The sequence below is a fragment of the Idiomarina sp. ST20R2A10 genome, assembly GCF_051842345.1.
Taxonomy (GTDB): domain Bacteria; phylum Pseudomonadota; class Gammaproteobacteria; order Enterobacterales; family Alteromonadaceae; genus Idiomarina; species Idiomarina loihiensis.
This window is the reverse complement of record NZ_JBNIEY010000002.1, coordinates 38,782-63,696: the sequence shown is the minus strand read 5'-3', so window position 1 is coordinate 63,696 and position 24,915 is coordinate 38,782. Positions and strand designations below refer to the sequence as shown.

Annotated in this window: 19 protein-coding genes; 4 read left to right on the top strand and 15 right to left on the bottom strand. The window is 47.0% G+C overall.

The features are described 5' to 3' along the window. The first annotated feature begins 27 nt into the window (after nucleotides 1–27). The gene (locus ACP7H9_RS04460; protein WP_439222242.1) at nucleotides 28–654 is read left to right on the top strand and encodes a tetratricopeptide repeat protein; all 627 of its coding nucleotides are present in this window, start codon (nucleotides 28–30) and stop codon (nucleotides 652–654) included. Between the two features lie 34 nt (nucleotides 655–688). Here the strand turns inward: ACP7H9_RS04460 and nspC are convergent, their stop codons facing one another. The 9 genes from nspC to ACP7H9_RS04415 all read right to left on the bottom strand — a co-directional run bounded on the left by nspC (nucleotide 689) and on the right by ACP7H9_RS04415 (nucleotide 13,801). Then, a complete protein-coding gene (gene nspC / locus ACP7H9_RS04455; RefSeq protein ID WP_439222241.1) occupies nucleotides 689–1,822 on the bottom strand; it encodes a carboxynorspermidine decarboxylase in 1,134 nt (377 codons plus the stop codon). 15 nt (nucleotides 1,823–1,837) lie between these two features. Then, on the bottom strand, nucleotides 1,838–3,037 hold the full coding sequence (locus tag ACP7H9_RS04450) for a saccharopine dehydrogenase family protein (RefSeq protein WP_110013950.1): 1,200 nt from the start codon (nucleotides 3,035–3,037) through the stop codon (nucleotides 1,838–1,840). A gap of 72 nt (nucleotides 3,038–3,109) precedes the next feature. Further along, nucleotides 3,110–5,266: a prolyl oligopeptidase family serine peptidase gene (locus tag ACP7H9_RS04445; protein ID WP_439222240.1), complete on the bottom strand. Its 2,157-nt coding sequence runs from the start codon at nucleotides 5,264–5,266 to the stop codon at nucleotides 3,110–3,112. A 65-nt stretch (nucleotides 5,267–5,331) separates the two neighbouring features. Beyond that, entirely contained in the window at nucleotides 5,332–7,170 is a 1,839-nt protein-coding gene (locus tag ACP7H9_RS04440) for a GNAT family N-acetyltransferase (protein ID WP_439222239.1), read from the bottom strand. A 1-nt stretch (nucleotide 7,171) separates the two neighbouring features. Further along, nucleotides 7,172–8,590, bottom strand: coding sequence for a sodium-dependent transporter (locus ACP7H9_RS04435; RefSeq protein WP_153849607.1), 1,419 nt, complete (start codon nucleotides 8,588–8,590; stop codon nucleotides 7,172–7,174). A 249-nt stretch (nucleotides 8,591–8,839) separates the two neighbouring features. Then, on the bottom strand, nucleotides 8,840–9,961 hold the full coding sequence (gene zapE / locus ACP7H9_RS04430) for a cell division protein ZapE (RefSeq protein WP_439222238.1): 1,122 nt from the start codon (nucleotides 9,959–9,961) through the stop codon (nucleotides 8,840–8,842). A 93-nt stretch (nucleotides 9,962–10,054) separates the two neighbouring features. Then, nucleotides 10,055–10,906, bottom strand: a complete 852-nt coding sequence (trxA, locus tag ACP7H9_RS04425) for a thioredoxin (RefSeq protein ID WP_439222237.1) — start codon at nucleotides 10,904–10,906, stop codon at nucleotides 10,055–10,057. Between the two features lie 82 nt (nucleotides 10,907–10,988). Further along, nucleotides 10,989–12,362, bottom strand: coding sequence for an aldehyde dehydrogenase family protein (locus ACP7H9_RS04420; protein WP_439222236.1), 1,374 nt, complete (start codon nucleotides 12,360–12,362; stop codon nucleotides 10,989–10,991). Continuing rightward, the gene (locus ACP7H9_RS04415; RefSeq protein ID WP_273024782.1) at nucleotides 12,359–13,801 is read right to left on the bottom strand and encodes an NAD-dependent succinate-semialdehyde dehydrogenase; all 1,443 of its coding nucleotides are present in this window, start codon (nucleotides 13,799–13,801) and stop codon (nucleotides 12,359–12,361) included. The genes ACP7H9_RS04420 and ACP7H9_RS04415 overlap by 4 nt, the downstream gene beginning before the upstream one ends. Nucleotides 13,802–14,144: 343 nt before the next feature. Here ACP7H9_RS04415 and ACP7H9_RS04410 point away from each other — a divergent pair, with 343 nt between their 5' ends. After that, nucleotides 14,145–15,932 (top strand): DEAD/DEAH box helicase, encoded by a 1,788-nt coding sequence (locus tag ACP7H9_RS04410; RefSeq protein WP_439222235.1) that lies wholly within the window; start codon nucleotides 14,145–14,147, stop codon nucleotides 15,930–15,932. Here ACP7H9_RS04410 and ACP7H9_RS04405 read toward each other — a convergent pair. Continuing rightward, nucleotides 15,929–16,465, bottom strand: coding sequence for a lipocalin family protein (locus ACP7H9_RS04405; protein ID WP_439222234.1), 537 nt, complete (start codon nucleotides 16,463–16,465; stop codon nucleotides 15,929–15,931). The genes ACP7H9_RS04410 and ACP7H9_RS04405 overlap by 4 nt on opposite strands. 11 nt (nucleotides 16,466–16,476) lie before the next feature. Further along, complete coding sequence (locus ACP7H9_RS04400) at nucleotides 16,477–18,033, bottom strand: cryptochrome/photolyase family protein (RefSeq protein WP_439222233.1); 1,557 nt, start codon at nucleotides 18,031–18,033, stop codon at nucleotides 16,477–16,479. Between the two features lie 123 nt (nucleotides 18,034–18,156). Here ACP7H9_RS04400 and ACP7H9_RS04395 point away from each other — a divergent pair, with 123 nt between their 5' ends. Beyond that, a complete protein-coding gene (locus ACP7H9_RS04395; protein WP_034822465.1) occupies nucleotides 18,157–18,933 on the top strand; it encodes a hypothetical protein in 777 nt (258 codons plus the stop codon). A 5-nt stretch (nucleotides 18,934–18,938) separates the two neighbouring features. Next, complete coding sequence (locus ACP7H9_RS04390; RefSeq protein WP_439222232.1) at nucleotides 18,939–20,924, top strand: 3-deoxy-D-manno-octulosonic acid kinase; 1,986 nt, start codon at nucleotides 18,939–18,941, stop codon at nucleotides 20,922–20,924. A 69-nt stretch (nucleotides 20,925–20,993) separates the two neighbouring features. Here ACP7H9_RS04390 and ACP7H9_RS04385 read toward each other — a convergent pair whose 3' ends face one another. From ACP7H9_RS04385 to mutY, 4 genes are all read right to left on the bottom strand, one after another. After that, entirely contained in the window at nucleotides 20,994–22,247 is a 1,254-nt protein-coding gene (locus ACP7H9_RS04385) for a glutamate-5-semialdehyde dehydrogenase (protein WP_439222231.1), read from the bottom strand. After that, nucleotides 22,244–23,359, bottom strand: a complete 1,116-nt coding sequence (gene proB, locus ACP7H9_RS04380) for a glutamate 5-kinase (RefSeq protein ID WP_011235213.1) — start codon at nucleotides 23,357–23,359, stop codon at nucleotides 22,244–22,246. The genes ACP7H9_RS04385 and proB overlap by 4 nt, the downstream gene beginning before the upstream one ends. 156 nt (nucleotides 23,360–23,515) lie before the next feature. Then, the gene (locus ACP7H9_RS04375; protein WP_011235212.1) at nucleotides 23,516–23,788 is read right to left on the bottom strand and encodes an oxidative damage protection protein; all 273 of its coding nucleotides are present in this window, start codon (nucleotides 23,786–23,788) and stop codon (nucleotides 23,516–23,518) included. Between the two features lie 11 nt (nucleotides 23,789–23,799). Then, nucleotides 23,800–24,840 (bottom strand): A/G-specific adenine glycosylase, encoded by a 1,041-nt coding sequence (mutY, locus tag ACP7H9_RS04370; protein WP_439222230.1) that lies wholly within the window; start codon nucleotides 24,838–24,840, stop codon nucleotides 23,800–23,802. Nucleotides 24,841–24,915 lie beyond the last annotated feature (75 nt).

Below are 24,915 nucleotides of genomic sequence, written 5' to 3'. Positions count from 1 at the left end.
ATATTCAGAGAGACCACAGGCAACTTTATGAAGATAGTCATTCCAATGCTGATTGCTGTAGCCGGATTGACCGCTATACACAAAGCACATGCGCAGGACGTTGAAGCGGTACAGCTATATTCAGACGCGGAACTGGTTGAGATGTTTGCAACTAATGCGCACCTGAAACGAGTACGCGATACCGATCGCTGCCAGTTGGCACAGGATATTGAAGCTCAGGCCGAGCTTGAGCGCCGACCGACTTATCAGTTTCTTTATGGCGACATGATGGCCTGGGGCGTGTGTTATGACCGTGACCCTGAACTTGGCCTGCTGTATATGGAGAAAGCAGCTCAGCATGGCTTACTAGAGGCTCTGGAACAGTTAGGGCGCTATTACCATGAAGGGGTTCTGGTGCAAAAAGACATTGAGCGAGCCATTCTGTACCTTCGTGAAGCCGCATCGTTAGGGAATTTGCCTGCGCAACGGCGCTTTGCCGATATTCTGCTCGCCGGTGAAGGCAGCCCTTATGATTACGAAAAAGCTTATCATTGGCTGCATAACTCAATTACAGCGGATAAGCGTACCTATGCGGATATTGAACAAAAACTTGCGAAGCTGGCTGAACGGATGCCACCTTCGGTAGTTGAAAAAGCAAAAAGGCCACTGGATTAGTGGCCTTTTTCTTTAGATTTAGCTTAACGAAAAGTTAGGATAGTCGGTTGCGGAAATCTTCGTAACTAAATTGCCGTACACAGTCAAACTGACCACTTTCCCGCAAAATACCAATAGCCGGATGCTGAACGCCGTTAAAGAATGACGTTTTCACCATGGTGTAGTGCATCATGTCTTCAAACACTAAGCGGTCACCAACAGCCAGCGGCTGATCAAAACTGTACTCGCCAATAACATCCCCGGCTAAGCAACTGTTGCCACCTAAGCGATAACTGAAGGCTTTTTCGGCGGGTAAGCCTGCGCCGGTAATGACCGGGCGATAAGGCATTTCCAGCACGTCCGGCATATGCGCGGTAGCTGAAATATCCAGTAAAGCAATTTGCCCCTGATTTTCAACAATATCCACCACCTCACAGACCAGCGGGCCCGTTTGCCAGGCAACGGCAGAGCCGGGTTCCAGTATCACTTGCAGGTCGTAGGTTTCGCGCAGGCGTTTTAACTGCTTTATCAGGTGATCAACATCGTAACCTTTGCGGGTCATGAGATGCCCACCGCCCAGGTTCAGCCATTTCATTTGTTTTAGCTGTTCGCCAAAACGGCTTTCCACGGCTTCCAGTGTGCGCTCCAGCGCAAAAGAGTCGCACTCGCAAAGGTTGTGCACATGCAAACCTTCAACGCCGGTTAAGTCCTGCTGCTTAAGCTCGCTTGCGCGAATCCCCAGGCGTGAGCCGGGCGCGCTGGGATCATAAAGCTCGGTTTCGGCTTCCTGATGCTCCGGATTAATGCGCAGACCAATGGAAACACCGGCATCTGCGGCCTGTTCACGGTATTTATGCCACTGAGAAACACTGTTGAAGGACAAGTGATTCACTAACGGCAATAGTTCGTCGATGTCTTCTTGTTTATAAGCTGGCGCATAAGCATGAACTTCGCGCGAAAATTCCTCTGCTGCCAGCTTTGCCTCCCAGACAGAACTGGCTGTGCAGCCTTTAAGATACTGGCGAATAAGTGGAAAGGCAGACCACATGGCATAGCCTTTCAGTGCCAGAATAATGTCGGCACCACTTTGCTCCTGTACCTTTTGCATCAGCTCGAGGTTCTTGCGTAGCAGCTTTTCGTCCAGCACATAGCAAGGAGACGGAATTTCCGGCGATGTATATTGACTCATGCGTTGTCTTCTCTGTTACTTCTCAAATGGCTTATCGCATTCCAGAACTTGCCATGGCAGGCCATATTTGTTTAGCCGTTCCATAAACTCGTCCGGGTCAAACTGTTCCATATTCCAGACGCCGGGTTCCATCCAATGACCCTGCAACATCATAGAAGCGCCGATCATTGCCGGTACGCCGGTAGTGTAAGAGACTGCCTGGGCGCCAACTTCTTTGTTGGTTTCGGCATGGTCACAGTTGTTGTAGATGAAAATAGTCTTCTCTTGACCGTCTTTCAGTCCTGTGACATAGGTACCAATACAGGTTTTTCCGGTATAGCCTTCCGCCAGAGAACCCGGGTTCGGCAGTACCGCCTTGAGAAACTCCAGTGGTACAATTTTTTTGCCTTCAAAGTCTACCGGTTGGATAGAGGTCATGCCAACGTTTTCAAGTACCCGTAAGTGAGTCAGATACTGCTCACCGAAAGTCATCCAGAAACGCGCGCGTTTAATGGTTGGAAAGTGCTTAACCAGCGACTCCAGCTCTTCGTGGAACAGCAGGTAAGACGGGCGAACACCAACATTTGGGTAATCCAGATCTTTACGCACGCTGATAGGGTCGGTTTCGTGCCACTCGCCGTTTTCCCAGTACTTACCTTTTTGGGTAATTTCGCGAATATTAATTTCCGGGTTAAAGTTGGTTGCAAAGGCCTGACCGTGGTCACCACCGTTGCAGTCAACAATGTCCAGATAATGCACTTCGTCAAAGTAGTGCTTGGCGGCATAAGCCGTAAATACGTTGGTAACACCCGGATCAAAACCGGCACCCAACAAGGCCATTAAACCTTTTTCTTTAAAGCGTTCCTGATAAGCCCACTGCCACGAATATTCAAATTTCGCTTCGTCTTTTGGTTCGTAGTTTGCGGTATCCAGGTAGTGAACGCCGGTTTCGAGGCACGCATCCATGATAGGTAAGTCCTGGTATGGAAGCGCAACGTTAATAACCAGTGACGGGTTAATGCCACGAATAAGCTCAGCTACTTCTGCAGAGTCATCGGCGTCTACCTGATACACACCAACAACGCGGTCTTTACCCGCTTTTTCCTGCAACGCCTGACATTTGGACAGGGTACGGCTGGCAAGATGAATCTCAGAGAATACTTCAGGTAGGCCTGCACATTTTTGTACGACTACGCCAGCAACACCGCCGGCACCAATAATTAGAACTTTAGACATGAATGCTATCCTTCACAGAAATCTTTTAACTAATAAAGTTGCTGCGAAAGATAGCATATTTTTATGAAATCATCATTCAGAAGCGTTGCTTTGTGCTGCCTCGGAATCCATACCTAAATGCTTATGTAAAAATGCCCAGTTTTCGGCATGTTCTTCAATGCGCATCCAGGTTGGTGTACCGGCTCCGTGACCAGCGCGAGTCTCTACATTCAACAGTATGGGTTGGTCGCAACTTTGGTCACGTTGCAGTGCAGCTGCAAACTTGTAGCTGTGCCATGGAACCACTCGATTATCGTGATCGCCGGTGGTGATCAAGGTTGCCGGATAACAGGTGCCGCTCTCGGTATTGTGCACTGGAGAGTAAGCATAAAGAGTTTTGAACTCCTCTTTATTTTCGCTTAAACCAAATTCACTACCCCAGCCTCGTGCATTGGCGCTGGGCAGTTGGTATCTCAGCATATCCATAACACCAACGGCAGGAAGGGCTGCGGCAAACAACTCAGGACGCTGAGTCATGGTAGCGCCGACCAATAAACCGCCGTTACTCCGTCCCTGAATAGCCAGCTTGTTCTTGTTGGTGTAGTTGTTGTTTATTAACCATTCAGCCGCGGCAATAAAGTCGTCAAAGACGTTTTGCTTGTTTTCTTTAGTGCCTTGTTGATGCCACATTTCACCAAATTCACCGCCGCCGCGAAGATTTGGAATGGCTAGTACGCCGCCCATTTCTAACCAGACAAGACGGGTTGTGTCGTAATCTGGCGTAATAGAAATATTGAAACCGCCATAACCATATAACAGCGTTGGGTTTTCGCCGTTAAGCTCAATGTTCTTGTCGTGCACTAAAAACATTGGAACTTCGGTGCCATCGGCACTGTTGTATACCACTTGCTCAGTTGTATATTGATCTAATTCGGCTGGCACTTTGGTTTCATACCACAAGGTGGTACGTTGCTGGTCAGGCTGGTAGCGATAGATTTTTCCCGGTTCGGTAAAGCTTTTGAAGGAAAAGAATACATCGGGTGCTTTATGGCTGCCTTCAAAACCGCTAATTGAGCCAATACCGGGTAAAGCCAGCTCCTGAAGCATGGTTCCTTTTATATCAAAGATAGCCACTCGCGAGCGCGCTGACTGCAGATAATGCGCAAATAGTTGACCATCTACTGCATGTACGTCTTTCAGTGTATGAGTTTTAGCAGCAATAATTTCTGTCCAGTTCTCAGGTTTAGGTTGTTTAGGGTCAACGGCAACGACACGACCTGTCGACGCTTCATTGGTAGTCTTAAAATACAGCAGGCCTTTTTGGCTGGTAACGTACTGATATTGGCCGTCCCACTTGGTGAAAAGCCCTTTAAAAGGTGCATTTTCCTGTGCTAGCGGACGCAGGTAGACGGCATTAGCGTCGTAGCCTTTAAAAACATCAATAAGTAAGTATTTACCGTCGTCCGATACTTTGGCGTAAGGGTTTAGTTCGGGCTGGTTGTCAAAAGCAAAAATCAGCTCATCGTCACTTTGTTTGGTTCCCAGTTTATGAAAATAAACACTGACGGGTTTTGTATCATTAAAGCTGCCGTCTTTATTTTCAGGGTAGCGGCTGTAATAAAAACCACGTTCATTTGGTAGCCAGGCAACTTCGGTAAATTTAACCCCTTCAATAACGTCGCTGGTGTCTTTTCCTGAGTCTACATTACGGACTTTTATTTCCGTCCAGTCGCTGCCGCCGTCAGAAGTGGCATAAGCAACATAGGTAGCGTCGGGAGAAACGTTAATACGCGCCAGCGACACGGTTCCGTCGTCGCTGAAGTTATTAGGATTAATCAGAATATCCGGCGCACTGTTTAAATCGGTCATGGTGTATAGCACGGACTGATTTTGAAGGCCGTCATTTGCGAAGTAGAAATACCGGTCAGCATAGCGAAAAGGCGTGCTGACTTTTTCATAATTCCACAGTTCAGTCATGCGGTCTTTAATGTCCGCGAACGCCGGAAGATTTTGCAATAAAGGGGTAGATAACTGGTTTTGTGCATGCACCCAATTAGACACTTCCTGATTGTCCTGCTCTAGCCAGCGGTAAGGATCTTCAACCCGGGTACCGTGATAATCATCTTGCTGCTCGACGGTTTTAGTTTCGGGGTAAGGGCCTTTAGGTTGTTCCTTTTCCTGTTCAAACGAGCTGCAGGCACTCAGTATCAACACAGTTGAACAAAGAATAAAAGCTGAATAACGAGTCATGGTTGGGCTTCCTGTTTAGGTTCTGCGGTGATCATAGGAATTTGCTGTCAAAACAACAAGTCACATTAGTGTAGTAAGCATACTTCTTTACAGAGATTTTCATTCGCCTGACGCTGAGATACTCCACCCCAATACTCGCCCAGATGTTTGAGTGTTGTCGATGAGTTACACAACAGTTCGGTTAGAGGGTGATTACTATGTTGCCAGCAGAACCACTGAGCTAAGGCAAAATGTGCCGCGTCAAACGGGATAGTCTTACTGCGATAGGCTTGAATAAGGCTTGTTCTTATCTCATTGTGTTCGTCTGTCAGTTGCAGCATCTCTTTGCCATCTGACAACCATTGTAGCTGGTTTTGTCCCCACTGACCGAGCAATTGACATACCCGGTATAATTCAGTGAATTCATTGGTTAGTGGGAGTGCATAAATAGCCGCCGGCCGTGCGGACACACTGTCTATACGGCTACTGAGGCGCCAAAGGGCATAGCCATTTTTCTTCCAGAAATTATCCAGTCCCGGTGACCAGGCAAAACTGGTGCCCAGCATTTGGTAATTGTTGTCCAGTGCCCACCGGTAAATCTCAGCCAGCAATTCGGAGGCGGCTTTACGTCGTCTTTTCGCAGCTGGTACCGCAATACGTGCAACTCTTAGCCAATGTAAATCCATAGCCCAGTCCTGTTGCAGAAAGTAGCCTATGGCCTGAGGCAGTAAATTTCCTTTGGGGCGTCTTTGCCCTTGTCTGACTTCTTCTTTTAATGGCGATAAAATGGGTCCCTCACTCATAAGCCAGGCAACCGCAGTAACTTCGCCGTTTGTGGACTGATATGCGAGCTTATGTCCGGGTTCGGTCAGCAGCAGGTTAAGGTCATTCGGGCTACTTTGGTAATGTGCGCTGAGAAGAAGTTGAAAACATTGTTGCAGCAAAGCTTCTTCAAGTTCTGATGCGTGTTTAATAAAAGTGCCGGACTCCCGGCTCCCGAATTGTGTTACTGGTTGCTCGTTCAGTAGAAAAGTCTCGGTCAGCCACTGCTCTAATGGATCATTTGCGGGCCAGCGTAATGGTTGAGTTAGCTGGTGAACCGATACCTGTGGCAAGGTTTTCCTGGCCCAGTCGGTAAAGTGCACAGCAAAACCACGACCACAACCTTCATAACCAGCAACGGTTGTGGCAAGCAACCAGGGATTAAATTTTTGGCATAGCTGTTCTGTTGCCCACAATGGCAGACCCGCAGCTTCATCAATAATTAATGTTACTTCCGAATTACCGGGTTGTTCCAGCAGCTTATCCCAGGCGACGAAATGAGCTTCCGGCGCTTGCTGTAGTAAAACTTTCGCATTGGCTTTTCGCGGTGCCGTCACAATAATCGAGCTGTGCTCTTTTGCTTGGGCAAGCGCCTGACCTAACAAGGTACTTTTACCGCGGCCGCGTTCGGCGGTAATGATATGAGTTTCGCATGGTTTTGCTGTGCTTTGTGTAAGAGCGTTAAAAATAGAGTTCTGCTCATTCGTTAGCTGTAGCGTCTCATTTGCTGAGCGTGTTTCAGTTTTGTTGACCGATGAATAGGGTTTGATGTTTGATTCGGCAAAGTGTTTTGCGGCAAAACGCTCCATGCGGTGACTCATGGCGTTGCTCTCAGCCGGGAGTAAAATAGACAACAGACCACCGGCGGTAACGGTGCCACAAAGCGCTGCTATGGCGTCGGCGTGCAAACCGTCGTGGCAGTCTATCCAGACTTGTTCAAACTCATGCCCCAGATAATCGCGGTAACGGGAGAGTACGGCATCGGCATGAGTCTGTAGGTTTGATAAGTAGATAGAACTTTCAGAGCGAGCCTCGCAATATTCGCGCCAGAGGCTCGCATCTTGCAGCAGTTGAAGTTGTCGGTAACCGCTGCGCCCTGCCATTTTAGAAAATAGGATAAGCGAAGAATTTAGTTAACACTGTATTAATAAATACCGCCGCTAATATCAAGGGAATGAATGTACAGATAGATAGACGTACATATTTGGCCAGTAGTGTATTCGGATAACCGGAGTTGCCTTCAGCAAGTTCTGCATCCAGGTTTTTACGGCGCCAGTGGAAGCTGACAAATAAGCAAATCAAAAGGCCATTCAGTGGCAAGATGGTGTCGTAAAAAACGTCGTAGATTACATCAAAAACTGACTTAGGCGTGTCAGCGTAGAAAGTAAACTCAGTGAATGCCGGAACAAAACCAAAAGAGGTCGCGGCAATAAGAGTCAGTACAGTAACGGCGATACCCATAACCAGCAGGGCTTTTTTACGGCTTATCTTCGCTTGCTCAATAACCGCTGCGGTTGGTACTTCAAGAATAGAAACCAAAGATGTAATAGCAGCAATAAAGGTCAGCAGGAAAAAGATAGTAGCGGCAATGCTTGCGCCAACATAGCCGACAACGCCTTCCAGAGCGATAAAGATTTGCGGAAAGAAAGAGAAAATCATACTAACCGAGGAGTCACTCAATGAATCCGGGTTGGTATTGGGATTGATGGCGAATATCGCGGGCAGAGTCATTAAACCGGCGGTAAAAGCAACGGCTGTATCTGTTAAAGCAACCAGTTTACCTGAGGTCACAATGTCGTCCCTGCGGCTGAAATAAGAGCCGTAGGTTATTAAAATGCCCATACCGAGAGATAACGAGAAAAAGGCCTGTGATAATGCGCCGTTGATTACTGAACCATCAATTTTTGAAAAGTCGGGAACCAGATAAAACTCAAGTCCGAGCACGGCGTTATCCAGTGACAGAACAAAGATAACCAGCAGAATGAGCATAATAAACAGCGCTGGCATCAGGAATTTCGCGGCTTTCTCTATCCCCTGACGAACACCACCAAGCAAGATAACATTGACGATTATTGTCACTGCAATAAGGAAACCAACAAAGCCGTAGTCGTTTACGAATTGGCCAAAGTATTCGGCGTCGGCGAGCATATCGAGGTTGCCGGTAACTGAATGCCAGAGGTAACCGAAGATCCACACCGTGATGACCATGTAGAAAACCGCAATCATAAATGGCGTGATAACTGCCAGTAAGCCAGCAAGATGCCAGCCTTTATTGTTTGGCGATAATGCTTTGTAAGATCCCAGAGGGCTTTTTTGAGCGCGTCGGCCCAGGCCCATTTCTGCCAACATAACTGGCACGCAGATAAAGGCAACGAATAACGCATAGATAATTAAAAATGCCCCACCGCCATTTTTAGTGGCAGCAACGGGGAACCCAACTAAGTTACCAATGCCGACGGCAGAACCTGCCGCCGCTAATATAAAGCCAATCTTAGAGCTAAATTGATCACGTTGTTCGCTCATTCTGAACCTTCTTTTATCGTTTTTGTTTTACGCTTTTTAAGCGCTGCTGTTCAGCAAATTCCAGCAATCCTAGCAAGGCGTTAATTTAACGGCAAGCAGCTAATTACTGTTTGTGCGGCAGAATGCGGGAAATCCGGCTTGGAAACAAAACTTATTTTAACATCCATGACAATTGTAATATTGGAATTTGTTGCAAGTCATATAACATTTAATTAACTCAGTTTTAACACGCTGGTAAATACAGGGAATTCAACTCTCTGGAACAGATTGGCGTCTTTTTACCAGCGTGTTTCCTGCAACTGAGTCACCCCATTGCTGCATTTCAAAAAGTCGTGAAACGCAACGCCGGAAAGGAAAAGCCAATTGTCTGGCCTGATATAATTTATCGATGTCGGTTTCGGCGGTTACCAATAAGTGACACTTTCGGTCATAGCACTCATCGACCAGAGCTATAAAACGACGGGCTTCGTTATCCAGTTTGCTGACAATATTTGCCTGATGTTCGCGCTGGTAGGTTTCCTCTACACCATGTACCAGGTCTTTATCTGGTATATAAGAAAAAGCCGGAACCTGATGCACCGCTATAGCAGCATAACGATCGGCCAGTTCCATATAGTCGCGCTGACTTCTGGGACCGGAGCAGAGAGACATAAAGTCAAAACCAATCACTTTACTGTTGTGCCATAAGCAGGGAATTTCACGCTTCATTATCCGAACGGAGGGGGTTTCTTTTGTGCGGCCGAAATGACTCTCTGCGAGTGAACGGAGCTGTTGCAGCGTGCCTTGCTTAAGGTAATAGGGTAAATCGGCTTCGTGCAGTCGGCGATAATCAACGCCCATACCCAAGTCCAGACAGTCACACTCCTTATTCAACAACTCTATTGTAGGTTCGAAGCGATGGCGCGCCAAACCATCTCTGTAAAGCTCATTAGGTGGGGCGTTCGAGGTTGTTATTAAACTAACCTCCTCGTTGAACAGCGCATGCCATAGTCCGGCTAAAATCATTGCGTCGCCAATATCTTCAACGAAAAACTCATCCAGACAGATTATAGAATAGTGCTGTGACCACCTCTTAGCAATAATCTGCATAGGGTTAGCTTCGCCCTGAAGGCTATTCAGTTCTTCGTGGATTTTGGCCATAAAATGGTGGAAATGCAGCCGAATAGACTGACTTTTCGGAAGATGTTGATAAAACATGTCCATCAGCAGGGTCTTCCCTCGGCCGACCGGGCCAAATAAGTAAAGACTTTTCGGTTTATGTCCGCGAGAAAGTGAGTCCAGTCGTTGCTGCAGCGCTTTTACCGCCTCTAACTGATATTTATCGGGCTGGAGCGCACCGGACTGAATGTCTTGGTTATAGTTTTCCTGCATGAGCTTATTATCACAAAACGTCAGGACAAAAAGAAGCCGGCTGGGGAAGCCGGCCAAACACTGCTGCTAGTGAACAACCATCAATACAGGTCTTCAATACATTGTGCTGTAAAGCTTTCTACGATAGGTCGCTGCCAGAGGATCACCGTCGGGTAATGAATTGATAATGTCGAGGGCGTATTTTTTCGCGTTAGCAAAATTGACGTCTTTACCTAATACAGTGAAAACCTGCTGCAGGGCTTCTTCATCACGACTTGCTTCATGAAACTTAAGTGCTAACTGTAATTTTAAAGCCAGGTCATCGGGGGTATTTTCTACTTGCTCCTGTAAAGCGCGTAGCTCTGGAGAGTCAGCGGCGTCTTCCGCCAGCTCAAGCTTGCCTTTTATACGTTGGTAGTCACCGTCTTGCTCTACCAGTGGAATCTTAGCGACCAGCTCTTTGGCCTGATCCAACCGGCCAGCATCGACCGCAGCTTCGGCTAGCAGTTTAAGAGCCTGCATATTAGTGTTGTCTAAATCGTAAGCTTGTTTAGCCAGAGTATAAGCCGTATTCGCGTCACCTTCGCCCATAGCTGTCTGAGCTTGTTGAATTAAGTCGTCTGACGGACTGGGCAGGTGTTTCGTTAGTATTTCCTGAATTTCACCTTCGGTTTTCACTCCACCGAAACTGTCAACTGGCTGACCGTCTTTAAAAAAGGCTACGGTAGGTAAACTGCGAATACCAAACTGGGCGGCTAATTCTTGTTGTTCATCACAATTTATTTTGGCCAGAATAACCTGGTCGCTGTATTGCATAGCCAGCTTTTCAAGCACTGGCATAAGTTGTTTGCAGGGTTCACACCAGTCAGCCCAAAAATCGATAATAATGAGTTTTTCTTTTGAGCCTTCCAGCAAAACTTGCTGAAAGTTCTGCAAGTCAAGGTTAACGATATTGGATTCGGACATCAGCTGCGACGCTCCTGTTTTAATAAGCCACTTTAATCTCTGTTATCAGAGATATGCAGACGCGAGTCCATAATTTCAATGGTTAATGACTAAACCAGGATAAGATTTTATCTTTTAACTTGCTGTAAGGCGGGTAGCGCAAAGCGACGTCGAAACGAAAACTGCGTGTCATCACGGGTTTTAAATGGCTGAAGGTATCGAATCCCCATTTACCGTGGTAGCGACCCATTCCACTGCGACCAACGCCACCAAAAGGCAACTCGTCGTTCAGCATGAACATGAGTGTGTCGTTGTAACAAACATTGCCGGCAGACACTTGCTGTGTGAATAAATCAAGCAGGCGCTGATTGTTGCTAAACACATAGAGCGCTAACGGTTTTGGATGGAGACGGATTTCCTCAATGGCATCCGCTGCTGACTTAATGGTTATGACCGGCAATATCGGACCAAAAATCTCTTCCTGCATGAGCGCACTGCCGTTTTTTATACCATCCACTATTGTGGGGGCGATATAACGTTCGCTCTTATCAGAGTCTCCACCGACAACCACGTTTTCGCCTTCCAGCATTTGCGTCAGGCGCTGCCAGTGCTGCTGATGGATGATCCTGCCGTAATCACTGCTGTGCTGAGGATCTTCACCGTAAAAACTGATGAGTTCGTGCTGCATGGCGGCAATTAACGGCTCTTTCACGCTATCCTCTACCAGCACATAATCCGGCGCAATACAGGTTTGGCCTGCATTAAGAAACTTACCCCAGATAATACGGCGGGCGGCAACTTGAATGGGTGCGTCGGCTAAAACTACCGCCGGGCTTTTACCGCCAAGCTCCAGCGTAACCGGGGTTAAGTTTTCTGCGGCAGACGCCATAATTGCTTTGGCTGCGTTTTCTCCGCCAGTATAGAAAATGTGATCGAAGGGCAGTGCAGTCAGTTGTTGTGACTCAGTTTCGGCTCCTGTTACGAGCTTTATCGCGGCATTGTCCAGGTAGTCTGGTAACTGGTGAGCCAGTAGGTCCGCTGTTGCTGTTGCATGTTCAGAGGGCTTTATGACAGCGCAGTTGCCAGCGGCAATGGCTGCAATTAAAGGCGCCAGAAGTAATTGTAAAGGGTAGTTCCAGGCTCCCAGAATAAGTACGGCGCCAAGCGGTTCAGGAATTAACTGGCTGGTTGCCGGCCACGCCAGTAAAGGATTACCCACTTTGCGAGGCTTGCTCCACTTTGGCAGAGCTTTAATTGTCTGCTTAATATCGCTTTGGAGGAACTGTAATTCAGTTAAACGCGCTTCGCTAGGGTGTTTGTTGAGATCAGACTTTAGAGCTTGCAGTAAAGACTTTTCGTTCTCCGTAAGAAATCGCTGAAGTTGCTGAAGTTGATTTAAACGCCATGACAGCGGACGAGTGAGCCCGCTGTCAAAATGGCTTTTTAATTGCTTCAGTGTGTTTTCAAACGGGTTCATCCAAGTCCGCCAAGAGTCACCGTTTTTAACTCAAGATATTCATCAATACCGTACTTAGAACCTTCACGGCCAACACCGGATTCTTTGATGCCACCGAATGGATTATAAGCGTGCGATATGCCACCAGTATTCACACCAACCATGCCGTATTCAAGCGCATCACTTACACGGAAAATACGAGCGGTGTCTTTGGCTGCGAAGTAAGAAGCCAGGCCAAACGGTGTATTGTTAGCTTTTTCAATGCCTTCTTCTTCTGTTTCAAAGGTATTAATAGCCACTACCGGACCAAAGATTTCTTCTTCACTAATATCCATTTCTTCGGTTACACCTGTAATGACCGTTGGCGCATAGAATAAATCGCCTAACTCGGTCATTACTGAACCGCCAGTTTCTATGGTTGCACCGTCAGACTTAGCAGCAAGTACTAAACGTTGTACTTTATCAACAGCGTCCTGATCGATAAGCGGACCTAGGTCGACATTTTCTTCTGTACCGGGCCCTACTTTCAGAGCTTTCACTTTACTGACAACCGCGTCGGTAAATTTTTCGGCTACAGACTGTTGTACCAGTATCCTGTTCGCTGAAACACAGGTTTGCCCGCCATTGCGGAATTTGCAGGCTATTAGCTGTTCCGCGGCTTGCTCTATATCGGCATCGTCAAAGACCAGGAATGGAGCATTACCACCAAGCTCAAGAGACAATTTTGTGACGTGCTCTGAACATTGCTGCATTAGAATTTTCCCGACACCTGTAGAGCCGGTAAATGACAGCTTGCGAACCTGTGGTGAGGTCGCCAGACGTTTACCTACACTTTTAGCATCGCTGGTCGGAATAATATTAATAACGCCGTCGGGAATGCCAACTTCACTAGCCAGTTGGGCTAATGCCAGACTAGAAAGCGGAGTTAATTGCGGTGGCTTAACCACGATAGTGCAGCCCGCTGCCAGTGCCGGCGCAATTTTACGAGTGATCATGGCGTTGGGGAAATTCCATGGGGTAATGGCCGCACAGACACCAACCGGCTCTTTAGTGACCATTACACGCTTACTGCTATCGGCGTTAGGTAATATATCGCCATCGATGCGTTCAGCTTCACCGGCAAACCAGTCAACAAAGCTGGCGCCGTATTCGACCTCGCCAACGGCTTCGGCGACGGGCTTACCTTGCTCGGCACTCATTAATTCACCCAGTGCCTGCTTGTTGTCCATCATAGCTTCGTACCATTTACGCAGCAGCATCGCGCGTTCACGGGCGGTTTTCTTTCGCCAGCTTTTAAGAGCTGTCTCTGCAACGTTTATGGCACGTTGAGTTAAATCTTCGTCAGCGTCAGCAACCTCGGCTATTACTTCGCCAGTTGCAGGGTTAGTGACTGAGAAACGTTTGTCCGTAGGAACCCAGTGACCTTCAATAAAGCAGTCTTTCTTAGTCAGGGATGACATAGAATGTGCTGACATAATTCCTCCAAATTTGAGAATAACTCTAATAATGTAGGCAATATAAAAAGAAATGGTTCAACTTTTTCGATTATTTTGACGGAAATAGATGCGTTTGGTGAAAAAAAGGTCAAAGGCATTGCTTTTTGAGTAAAAAAACGTATAATCCGCCGTTCCTCAAGGAACACCGCATAACTGATGAGGCAGCGGTCACCCTTGATTCGTGGGGTTGCAGCGCCTGATTCCAGTCCAGACAGTTTAGAGACTGAACACTGATTCCTGTTGCCGGGCCATAACCCCTTTTTTATTGTGTTTGCCAATGGGCAAACGGGAATAAAGTGAGACAAATATGTCAAATACCCAAACGGGTCTGTCGTTTAACGACATGGCCTTACCTAGTGCTGTGCTTGAACAATTAAACGCAATGCAGTTTTTAACTCCGACTCCTATTCAGCTACAGGCTATTCCTGCATTGCTGGAAGGGCAAGACGTGCTGGGCGAAGCTCAGACCGGTACCGGTAAAACTGCTGCATTCGGTCTGCCTGCACTGGCAAAAATTGATGCGTCGGTTAAGCAAACTCAAGTATTAGTCGTAACTCCAACTCGTGAGCTGGCTATTCAGGTAGCTGAAGCGCTTGAAGGCTTTGCTGCGAAAATGCGTGGTGTTGGCGTAGCAACCGTTTACGGTGGCGCTCCATTTGGTCCTCAGGTTAAAGCCCTGAAGCAGGGAACCGCTATTGTTGTTGGTACCCCGGGTCGTCTTATCGACTTATTGAATAAAAACGTCCTGCAACTAGATGGTTTGAAAGTGGGCGTTCTGGATGAAGCTGATGAAATGCTTAACATGGGTTTCATTGAAGACATCGAGACGATTCTAAAAGCTGTACCGAATACGGCGCAACGCGCGTTATTCTCAGCAACTATGCCGAATGCAATTCGCAAACTGGCAAAAACTTTCCTGAAAGATCCGCTGAATATTCAGATTGAAGCTATTGCCCGCGAAAAAGCGACCATTAAGCAGAAAGCATGGAAAGTTCAGGGCATGACGAAAATGACCGCTCTGACTCGATTGTTAGAAGTGACTCCGTATCAGCGCGCACTGATTTTCGTACGTACCCGTCAGGATACGATGGATGTGGCTGAATTATTGCAACGCAACGGCTTTAAAGCGGCGCCATTAAGCGGTGACTTGAACCAGGCTCAGCGTGAGCAGACTGTCAGTCAGTTACGTAGTGGACACATCGAAATTCTGGTAGGGACCGACGTTGTTGCTCGTGGCTTAGACGTTCCTGAAATTACGCACGTTATTAACTATGACTTACCAAGCGATACTGAATCTTATGTTCACCGTATTGGACGTACTGGTCGTGCGGGCCGTACTGGTGAAGCGATTCTTTTCTTCCGTGCAAAAGAACGTCATTTGTTGCGTCACTATGAGCGCTTAACCAATGCACCGGTTGAGTTCTTTGAAGTACCAAACGCAAATGAACTGAGCAAGTACCGTCAGCAACAATTGTTAGAGAAGTTGCAGGCGTCACTGGCTCCTGAAACTGCAAGCGCCGATAAGCCTAAGCTAGAGAAACTGTTAGGCGAGTGGCTGGAACAGTCAGAGTTAAGTGCTGAAGAAATTGCTTTAGCGTTATTGGCTCAGCATAATGAGCAGCGCCCGTTGTTCCTGAAAGAAGACCGTCCGGTACGTGAAGCACGCAACGAGCGTAGCGAACGATCAGGTCGCAATGAACGCAGTGACCGTGGTGATAAGCGCAAACCTCGTGCAGAGCGCACCACCAGTCGTGCAGCGGATGTCGATTTCGAAACCTATAAGATTCAGGTCGGTCGTGAGCACGGCGCTCGTCCTGGTGACATCGTTGGTGCTATTGCTAACGAAGCATCAATGGACAGCAAGTATATTGGGCAAATTCAGTTGTTTGATAATCATTCTTTAGTGCAGCTACCAAAAGGTATGCCAAAAGACATTATGCACGTACTGAAAAAAGCTCGTGTGCGTCAACAGCCTATGGGTCTGGAACTAAGTGATGAGCAAGTTAAGCGTGCGCCACGCCCACCGCGTGACCGCGATGCTCGTGGCGGACCTAAGCGCAACTCCGGTAAGGGTGCTGCGCGTCGTTTTAGTTAATTAGCGTCTCTTAACTCGGCCGGATGATCAACAATGATCATCTGGTCGATGTCATATCCCCACTCATGAGCCTTGGCTAAAGCGTAATCAATATCTGCCTGAGAAACATCAGGGCTTCTCGATAAAAACCAGAAATACTCGTGTGAGTCGCTGGTTACTATTGCCTGTTGATAATCACCACCTAACCAACTTACGTAATAACCGCCATAAAAGGGCCAGAAGAAGGTAACCTGATATGCGGCATCCATATTTTCGACCGGCTCAGCCAACCCAATAGCGGTTTGCCATTCTTCATTTTTGACATGATAGCCCCGGTTGGTCACTTCCAGTGTGCCATCACCATTTAAGCGATACTCTGCGGTAACACCCTGCAAGCCTTCTTCAAAGCTGTGTGGCATACGGACTATTTCGTACCATTTGCCCAAGTAACGCTCGGCTTCAAAGTCGTCAACAACTTCGGCTACCGGTGTTGGTTGAGAGTTACAGGCACTCAGTAGAAAGGTAAAAAGTAATGACACCATCCATTTTTTCATTGTGCTTCCTTTTATAACTCGTTGATATTATCTAAATAAGTTTCGGCTTGTTTTATTAACGCCTGCTGTTCTTCTTCGGTTTTTTTATTCCAGACCTGATACATCATGCTCATTCTGTGATTGTCTTTAAAGCGTTCTTTATGACGTTCAATAAAATGCCAGTACAGGCTATTAAAAGGACAGGCTTTTTCGCCGGTTTTCTTCTTCGGATCATAATAGCACTCTTTACAATAGTGCCCCATTTTTTGCATATAGTTGGCACTGGCAATGTAGGGCTTGGTTGCTATTAGCCCACCGTCGGCATACTGACTCATGCCGCGAGTATTGGGCAGTTCCACCCACTCAATGGCATCAATATAAATACCAAGATACCAGTCATCCAAAGCGTCCGGTGATACGCCGGCCAGCAGAGCGAAATTTCCGGTTACCATTAACCGCTGTATGTGATGGGCGTAGGCATAGTCTAACGACTGCCTAACGGCGTAATGCAAACATGCCATTTTGGTATTGGCAGTCCAGTAAAACTCCGGTAGCGGTCTGGTGTGGTTAAGTGCGTTAAGATTTTTATAGTCGGGCATATGCGCCCAGTAAATACCCCTTACAAACTCTCGCCAGCCAATAATTTGCCGACAAAAGCCTTCAATTTGGGCTAGGGAAATGGTGTCTTTGTTTTTCGACCAGGCATCAATAGCAGCGTTAACCACTTCTAACGGATGCAGCATTTTGGTGTTGAGAGAAAATGAAAGCCTTGAATGATAAAGACTCCAGTGAGCTTCCCCAACGTTATTTTCGGTTGCCATGGTGTCCTGATAACGACCAAAATCAGGAAGTCCGAATTGACAAAAATGTTCAAGCAACTGCTTAGACTGTTTTCGGTTAACCGGCCATATCAGTTGAGCCGCGTTCGCTTGTCCCATGGTTTTAACGTCACCGTCGTGCAGCACCTCATCAATATCCGATACGTCATTGGAGAAGGTTAAAGGCGGCTCTAGGTCATGATTTGCCGGAATCTTTTTCTGGTTTTCTTTATCGTAATTCCAGAGGCCACCAGTCGGACGTCCTCCCTCCATTAGAATATCGTATTGCTTACGTACCCTTCGGTAGAAGGTTTCCATTAAGTAGTTTTCGCTATTGGGGAAATACTCTTTTAGCGAGTTGCGGCCGGTAAGAAAGTGCTCTGTATCAAACCAGTTTAAATGAATGTTATTGGCGCCGGCCCAGCTTTTCAGTTGATGATCGAGCCGGTATTCGTCGGGTTGCTGACATTCCAGAGTGGTCACTTCGTACTTTTTCATTAACTGCTGAAGGTTCTGAGTCAGGCTTTGTTCATTAGTATCATCATCAAGTTTTATATAGTTTACCTGATGTCCTGCCGTGTTCAGAGCGTTACCGAAAGCCCGCATCGCTGCGAAAAAAGCTAATACTTTTTGCCGATGGTGAACAACGTAATCAGTTTCTTGTTTGAGCTCCATCATTACATAAAGTACACCCGCGTCCTTTTCTCTGAACCACGAATGTCTGGCATTGAGTTGGTCGCCAAGTATGAGTCGTAGAGTATGAATTTTCATAAACAGTGAGGAGTTAGGGTTGATAGCTTCATTACGTTCTATTCAGCGATTCAGATCGGCATACCTAAATGCACCAAAATATGGCATGATGCGCGGTAGTTTCAGTTTCAGATTGGAGTAGTTATGAGCCAGGTAACGGATAACGAGAATTCATCAGAGCAAAAACCGGTCAATGTCATTTGCATTAAATGGGGTAAAAAGTATGGCCCCGATTACGTCAATACGTTGCATTCAATGGTCAGTCGCCACCTTAGTCGCCCGTTCCGTTTTGTCTGTTTTACCGACGACTTTGAGGGTATCAATGACGACATTGAAGTAAAAGCTATTCCTAAAATTGGCTTTAAAGACTTTGATGAACAAGTTCCGTGGTCAAAAGGTCACGGCTGGTTAAAGCTTACCTGCTTTGCGAACCCGCTTTATGATCTTGAAGGCCCGACTTTATTCCTGGATCTGGATATTATTATTGTTGGCAGCCTGGACGAGTTCTTTGAGCCGGAAGGCGAGTTTATGGTGATCAAAGAGTGGGATAAATCTGATGCTACCGGGAATACATCGGTATTTCGCTTTGATATTGGCGCTCATGAAGACGCGTTAGAGCATCTGAAAAAAGATCCGAAAGCGGCTATCGCTGATGTACGGAATGAACAGGAATACATTACCCATTTTGTCGATCGCCAAAACAAGCTGACGTACTGGCCGGAAAAGTGGTGTCGTAGCTTTAAGCGCCATTGTCTACGTCCGTTCCCGCTTAGCTTCTTTCAGGAGCCGCGTATTCCGGAAGAGGCAAAAGTTATTATTTTCCACGGCAAACCGCATCCGGATGACGCGTTGGAAGGCCGAAGCGGCAAGTGGTACCGTAAGGTTCTGCCAACCAAGTGGATAGCCGAATACTGGCGTTAAATGATATGCAATTGTGGATCTACGGAGTATTAATACGGCTGGTCACTCCAGCCGTTTTTGCCTGGTTGTGGCTACGCGGCAGAAAAGACAGCCGCTACCGTCTGAACTGGTCAGAACGGCTTGTGCTGGACTCTGTTGATAAAAAACAGCACGGCTGTGTGGTTATTCATAGCGTTTCCGTTGGCGAGACGTTAGCGGCGAAACGGTTGATCGAGCAGCTTTTGCGTCAGGAACCAGGTCAAAAAATACTTATTACCTGCATGACACCAACGGCCCGGGAACTTATTCAGCAGCATTTTGGCGACGCTGTTAGTTGTCGTTATTGGCCAATAGATACTCCGGGTGCCGCGAAGCGTTTTGTGCGTAAGTTTAAACCTAAAGCCGTGTGGGTAATGGAAACTGAGCTTTGGCCGCAAATGCTGAACCAATTTGCCCGAGCTAATATTCCCGTCGCATTGTTAAACGCGCGACTTTCGGCTCGTTCAGCGGCAGGTTATCGGCGTTTTCATTGGTTGATGAAGAAGGTCTGGAAACAACTGACACTGGTTTCTGTGCAGAATAAAGAAACCGCGCGACGAATGAAGGTGCTGGGAGTTCCCGGTGGCGTGCTCTTTGTGGACGGAAACCTTAAGTACGACATTGAGCTTTGTACTACTGACATTGAAAAAGCTTTGGCATGGCAGCAAAGCATTGCGCCGCGGCAGGTGTGGTTGGCCAGTAGCAGCCATCCCGGCGAGCATGAGCTGCTGTTAGAAGCACACAAGCTGATTCAACAGGACTTACCTGATTCCTGTCTTATCATTGCGCCGCGACACCCTGAGCAATTTGAGGTAGTAGCAGAAATGATACAGGAATCCGGACTTAAGCTTGCCCGTAGAAGCGAAAGTAATGCGATACCTGAAGGTTGTGATGTCTTTCTTGCTGACAGCATGGGGGAAATGATGTTGTGGGGGCAATTAGCCTCGGCGAGCTTTGTCGGCGGAAGTATTATTGAGCGAGGCGGGCATAACCCCCTTGAAGTTATAGCTGCTGGCTCCAATGTTATGTCAGGGCGGCACGTGTTCAATTTCCCACAAGTTTATGGTGAGCTGGCAAAAGCCGGTGCCGTGCAGTGGGTTAATAATGCCGGAGAAATTAAACAAGCTGTGGAGTTGATGCAGCAGACAGCTGTCATGAAAGCGCAACATGAAGCTGCTAAAAGCGTTTTACAAACGCACCAGGGTGCTACGTTAAGAGTATTAAAGCGGGCACTGGAATATACTCTGACAGGAAGCGGTATGATAAAAACAGAGCAGAGTCCCCAAGGGCTTATTCGCTACGACAGCGATATTTTTGAAACAATAGAAGACAAGCATTTTACAGCCCAGTATTGGCAGCAACAGAAGTCGATTGCGGGAAACTCAACGGGACGCGCAACAGTTTGGTTTATTCAGCAGGGGGATTTAGGACTTTTACTGCGCCATTATTATCGTGGTGGATTAGTCGGTAAAATTAATAAAGATCGCTTTTTACGTGAACCTGCGGAAAAAAGCCGGGCTATTCATGAGTTCGATTTGCTATTGAAATTGCGGGAAATTGGTTTACCCGTTCCGCGTCCAGTAGCGGCTCGCATGGAAAAGACAGCGGTTTTCAGTTACAAAGCAGACATTCTGGTGGAAGTTATTCCGGGGGCCGTCGATGTTTTTCGCTTACTGCGTGAAAAGAAACTGTCCGCGAAGCTATGGCAAAAGCTGGGCAGTGTTATTAAAGAGCTGCATGATACTGGTGTCTACCATTCAGATTTAAATTGTCACAACCTGATGCTGGATGACAAAGATAAAGCCTGGATTGTTGATTTTGATAAATGCGATTTCCGTGAAAGCGGTGACTGGAAAGAAGCCAATATCCAACGATTGTTGCGCTCTTTACGCAAAGAAAAAGAGAAGAATGAAACTTTCTACTGGAAGGAGTCCCGTGACTGGCCTGAACTATTAACCGGCTATCGTCGTTAAGCTCTAAGCCATAAAAAAAGCCCCGGCCACTTGAAGTGACCGGGGCTTTTTAATGCGCTAAGCACTGAATTAGTCGCGAACTTGACCGTTACCGGTCACCACAAATTTTTCAGTTGTTAATGCTTCAAGACCCATTGGTCCATATGCGTGCAGCTTGCTGGTGGAGATACCAATTTCAGCACCCAAACCTAACTGGCCGCCATCAGAGAAGCGAGAAGAGACATTTGCCATGGTAACGGCTGAATCTACTTCACGAATGAAACGCTTAGCGGTTTCATCGTTTTCAGTGATAATAACTTCGGTATGACCGCTACCAAACTCCTGAATATGCTCAATAGCACCTTCGTAGTTATCGACGGTCCGAACCGCAATCTCAAGAGCCAGGTATTCTTCACCAAAAGCATCGTCTGCAATCTCATCAGCGCCATCAAAGTAGCTTACTGAACGCTTGTCGGCGTGGATGGTTACCTCTTTCTCTGCCAGCGCCTTAGCAGCCATAGGCAAGAACTTACCAGCAACGTCCTGATGAACCAGTAAACCTTCTAGCGCATTACAAACGCCGGTACGCTGAGTTTTACCGTTAAGCAGAATTGCCAGAGCTTTATCAAGGTCTGCGTCTTTATCCACATACAGGTGGCAAACACCTTTGTAATGTTGAATGACTGGGATTTTACTGGTGTCGCTAACGAAGTGAATGAGACCTTCACCGCCGCGAGGAATAACCAGATCGATATAGTCTTTCTGTTGCAGAAGTTCAGTCATCAGTTCGCGGTCAGGTGTTGGGACCACAGTGATAACGTCTTTAGGCAGGTTGCTGGCTTCTAAAGCTTCGTGCAAGGCTTCAGCAATGGCTTTACTGCTCTCAATGGCTTCCCGGCCACAACGTAAAATTACTGCGTTACCAGACTTAAAGCATAGCGCTCCGGCGTCAGCTGTGACATTCGGACGTGCTTCATAAATCATGCAGATAACGCCGAGAGGAATGCGCATTTTTTCAATTTTCATGCCGTTAGGGCGCTCATCGAGAACGTAGCTGTCGCCGACAGGATCTTTTAACGCAATGATCTCTTCAATGGCAGAAGCCATGCCTTCGACACGCTCTGGCGTTAATTCCAGGCGATCCATCATAGCGTCGCTGAGGCCTTTTTCTTTGCCTGTGACTAAGTCTTTTTTATTTACTTCAATAATCTTATCCTGACGTGCGCGAATAGCGTCAGCCATTTTTTGAAGTACAGCGTTTTTGTCTGCTTCCGATAAGGTTGCTACAGCGCGAGCCGCTTTTGCGGCGCGTTGCGAAATTTCTTTTGCTAGTTGCTGGCTCATGAATCCTCCAAAATCATTAGATCGTCGCGGTGAATAACTTCCGTAATTGGGCTATAGCCAAATTTTTCCGCTATATCTTCCGTTTGCTGCCCTTTAATGTGCATCAGTTCATGTGCGCTGTACTGACAAATACCTTTTGCGATAGCGTCAGTATCGTTGGCGCTGCGAACCAGTACGGCGTCACCGCGATCAAAGTCACCTTGTACATCAACAATGCCTGAACTCAGTAGTGAGGCACCATTCTCAATTAATGCTTTCTCTGCACCTTCATCAACCAATATTTCACCCTGGGCGACCAGAGTATGTCTTAACCAATGCTTTTTATTGCTAATTGGATCAGATTGGCGACGGAATAATGTGCCGGGGATGTCCCCCTGTAGTAACGATTCAAAAGTTTCACCCTTACGACCGTTAACTATGTAAGTATCAATACCGTGTGAAGTAGCTTTTTCTGCCGCCTCAACTTTAGTGCGCATTCCTCCGGTACCGACGGAACTTACTGAACCACCGGCAAGTGAATAAATGCTTTCGTCAATTTGTTCAACCACCGGTATTTTTTTCGCGTCCGGATTCAGGTTCGGATCTGAGTCATACAGACCGTCGATGTCTGAACAAATAAACAGCGCGTCGGCATCAACCAAAGTTGCGATCATAGCCGACAAGTTGTCGTTATCACCCACTTTCATTTCGTCAGTAGCAAGGGCATCGTTCTCATTTACCACAGGTAAAATGTCGTGCTCTAACAATCTGTTTAGGGTGTTTTTAATGCTGACGTAGCGAGCTCGGTCGCGTAAGTCACTGTGGGTCATAAGCAACTGGGCGCAAGGGGAATCGAAAAAGCGTGACCAGTAACCCATCATTTCATTTTGACCAACCGCCGACATTGCTTTGCGCACGGCAACCGGTACTTTCTTGTGTTCAAAGTTAAAATGTTTGCGGCCGGCAGCAACGCTGCCTGACGAGACTAAGACAACTTCTTGCCCGCGTTCTCGGCACTCGTTAATAAAACGAGCTATGGGTAATAGGTATTTGGTGCTAACCCCAGTTTCATCTGGCGCGATGAGCGCACTCCCCACTTTCAGTACGGCTCTTCGCCAGGATGGCGCTTTCATAGAGACTCCCTTTTGTTGAATTCGTTAGTAGTCTAACAGATTGGCTGTCTAAGCTCCAGCGAGGCTCATAAGCCATAACTATTGTCAATATATTAGACAATAATTTCGATTTACAAGAAAAAAGAGTCAAGTCCGGAAATTCGTTAATGCAATGCATTAACTCTCTGGTGGGGTGTAGCCTTCAATTTCAGGGGCTTTTCCTTCGAATAAAAAGGCTGTCATCTGCTTTTCAAGAAACTCACGATCAGTCGGATCCATCATGTTTAACCGTTTTTCGTTTATCAGCATGGTTTGCTTTTTTTGCCATTCAGCCCAGGCGTCTTTTGATATATGGTTAAAAATACGCTCGCCCAGCTCACCGGGGTAGAGTTGAAAATCGAGACCTTCGGCTTCTTTTTGAAAATGCTCACAAAATACAGTGCGGCTCATGCGGTGTTCACCTATTTAGTAGTTAACTGCTCCATCAGTTTAACGGTTGGTGCAGCAAAGCCCAAGCCCTGATTGGTATCAGCCTTTACCCATAAGTGTTGTGCTTCGTTGAGTAAAGTCTCAGAGGGAGCAACGTCAATTAGCAGAGGCTTGCAGTCCAGATGGAAATGGCTAAAGGTATGACGAAAAGGTGCCAGCTGTTGTCTTGCCAATTCAGTGACGCCGTATTGTTGGGCCAAGGAAGGAATGTCCGTTTCCTCATCACATTGTGGAAAGCACCAAAGTCCTCCCCATATACCAGACTGTGGGCGTTTCTCCAGCAAAAACTGATGATTATGCCGAAAAAGCAGCATGTGCGTTGCTTTTACTGGTTTAATCTTTTTCGGCTTCTTTCCCGGATACTGTGCTATTGTGTCCGTTGCTCTGGCAATACAGGTGCTATTGACAGGGCATTGCTCGCAAAGCGGTTTACTGCGAGTACAAATCATTGCACCGATATCCATCATTGCCTGATTGTATGTGCCGGAGTCTTGCTTCGGGGTCAATTGTTCACTCAGTTGCCACAGTTGCTTTAAAACATCTGCCTTACCAGGCCAGCCAGAAACAGCAAAATGACGTGCTAATACACGCTTGACGTTGCCATCCAGAATAGGTGCGTATTCACCATGCCCAAGAGAGCGAATTGCACCGGCTGTTGAGCGACCAACCCCAGGTAATTTTTCGAGTTCATGAACTTTTTCGGGAAATTCACCGTTATATTGAGTGCAAACAAGTTTTGCAGTTTTATGAAGGTTCCGGGCTCTTGCGTAATAGCCTAATCCAGTCCATAAATTCAATACTTTGTCTTGTGGGGCTGAGGCCAGTTCCTGAACCGTAGGAAAGGTTGCCATAAAACGTTCGAAGTACGGAATAACGGTAGTGACCTGGGTCTGTTGCAGCATAATTTCTGACACCCAGACGCGATAGGGCGTGACGTTTTTCTGCCATGGCAGATGCTTGCGCCCGTATTGCTGAAACCAATTGAGAACCTGTGAGCTGAATGTCTGAGTCAACTGTAAATCTCTGCAAATAAAAATGACTTATTCAAAAAATGTACTAGTCTTTATGTCATACACAGTGTCTCATAT

What these genes read in the sequence shown, in the direction of transcription:
- ACP7H9_RS04440 (WP_439222239.1), bottom strand. Translation starts at nt 7,170, where the DNA reads ATGGCAGGGCGCAGCGGTTACCGACAACTTCAACTGCTGCAAGATGCG.
- ACP7H9_RS04375 (WP_011235212.1), bottom strand. Translation starts at nt 23,788, where the DNA reads ATGAGCCGCACTGTATTTTGTGAGCATTTTCAAAAAGAAGCCGAAGGT.
- ACP7H9_RS04460 (WP_439222242.1), top strand. Translation starts at nt 28, where the DNA reads ATGAAGATAGTCATTCCAATGCTGATTGCTGTAGCCGGATTGACCGCT.
- trxA (WP_439222237.1), bottom strand. Translation starts at nt 10,906, where the DNA reads ATGTCCGAATCCAATATCGTTAACCTTGACTTGCAGAACTTTCAGCAA.
- ACP7H9_RS04400 (WP_439222233.1), bottom strand. Translation starts at nt 18,033, where the DNA reads ATGAAAATTCATACTCTACGACTCATACTTGGCGACCAACTCAATGCC.
- ACP7H9_RS04410 (WP_439222235.1), top strand. Translation starts at nt 14,145, where the DNA reads ATGTCAAATACCCAAACGGGTCTGTCGTTTAACGACATGGCCTTACCT.
- ACP7H9_RS04395 (WP_034822465.1), top strand. Translation starts at nt 18,157, where the DNA reads ATGAGCCAGGTAACGGATAACGAGAATTCATCAGAGCAAAAACCGGTC.
- ACP7H9_RS04435 (WP_153849607.1), bottom strand. Translation starts at nt 8,590, where the DNA reads ATGAGCGAACAACGTGATCAATTTAGCTCTAAGATTGGCTTTATATTA.
- proB (WP_011235213.1), bottom strand. Translation starts at nt 23,359, where the DNA reads ATGAAAGCGCCATCCTGGCGAAGAGCCGTACTGAAAGTGGGGAGTGCG.
- ACP7H9_RS04445 (WP_439222240.1), bottom strand. Translation starts at nt 5,266, where the DNA reads ATGACTCGTTATTCAGCTTTTATTCTTTGTTCAACTGTGTTGATACTG.
- ACP7H9_RS04450 (WP_110013950.1), bottom strand. Translation starts at nt 3,037, where the DNA reads ATGTCTAAAGTTCTAATTATTGGTGCCGGCGGTGTTGCTGGCGTAGTC.
- ACP7H9_RS04390 (WP_439222232.1), top strand. Translation starts at nt 18,939, where the DNA reads ATGCAATTGTGGATCTACGGAGTATTAATACGGCTGGTCACTCCAGCC.
- ACP7H9_RS04420 (WP_439222236.1), bottom strand. Translation starts at nt 12,362, where the DNA reads ATGAACCCGTTTGAAAACACACTGAAGCAATTAAAAAGCCATTTTGAC.
- ACP7H9_RS04405 (WP_439222234.1), bottom strand. Translation starts at nt 16,465, where the DNA reads ATGAAAAAATGGATGGTGTCATTACTTTTTACCTTTCTACTGAGTGCC.
- ACP7H9_RS04415 (WP_273024782.1), bottom strand. Translation starts at nt 13,801, where the DNA reads ATGTCATCCCTGACTAAGAAAGACTGCTTTATTGAAGGTCACTGGGTT.
- zapE (WP_439222238.1), bottom strand. Translation starts at nt 9,961, where the DNA reads ATGCAGGAAAACTATAACCAAGACATTCAGTCCGGTGCGCTCCAGCCC.
- nspC (WP_439222241.1), bottom strand. Translation starts at nt 1,822, where the DNA reads ATGAGTCAATATACATCGCCGGAAATTCCGTCTCCTTGCTATGTGCTG.
- ACP7H9_RS04385 (WP_439222231.1), bottom strand. Translation starts at nt 22,247, where the DNA reads ATGAGCCAGCAACTAGCAAAAGAAATTTCGCAACGCGCCGCAAAAGCG.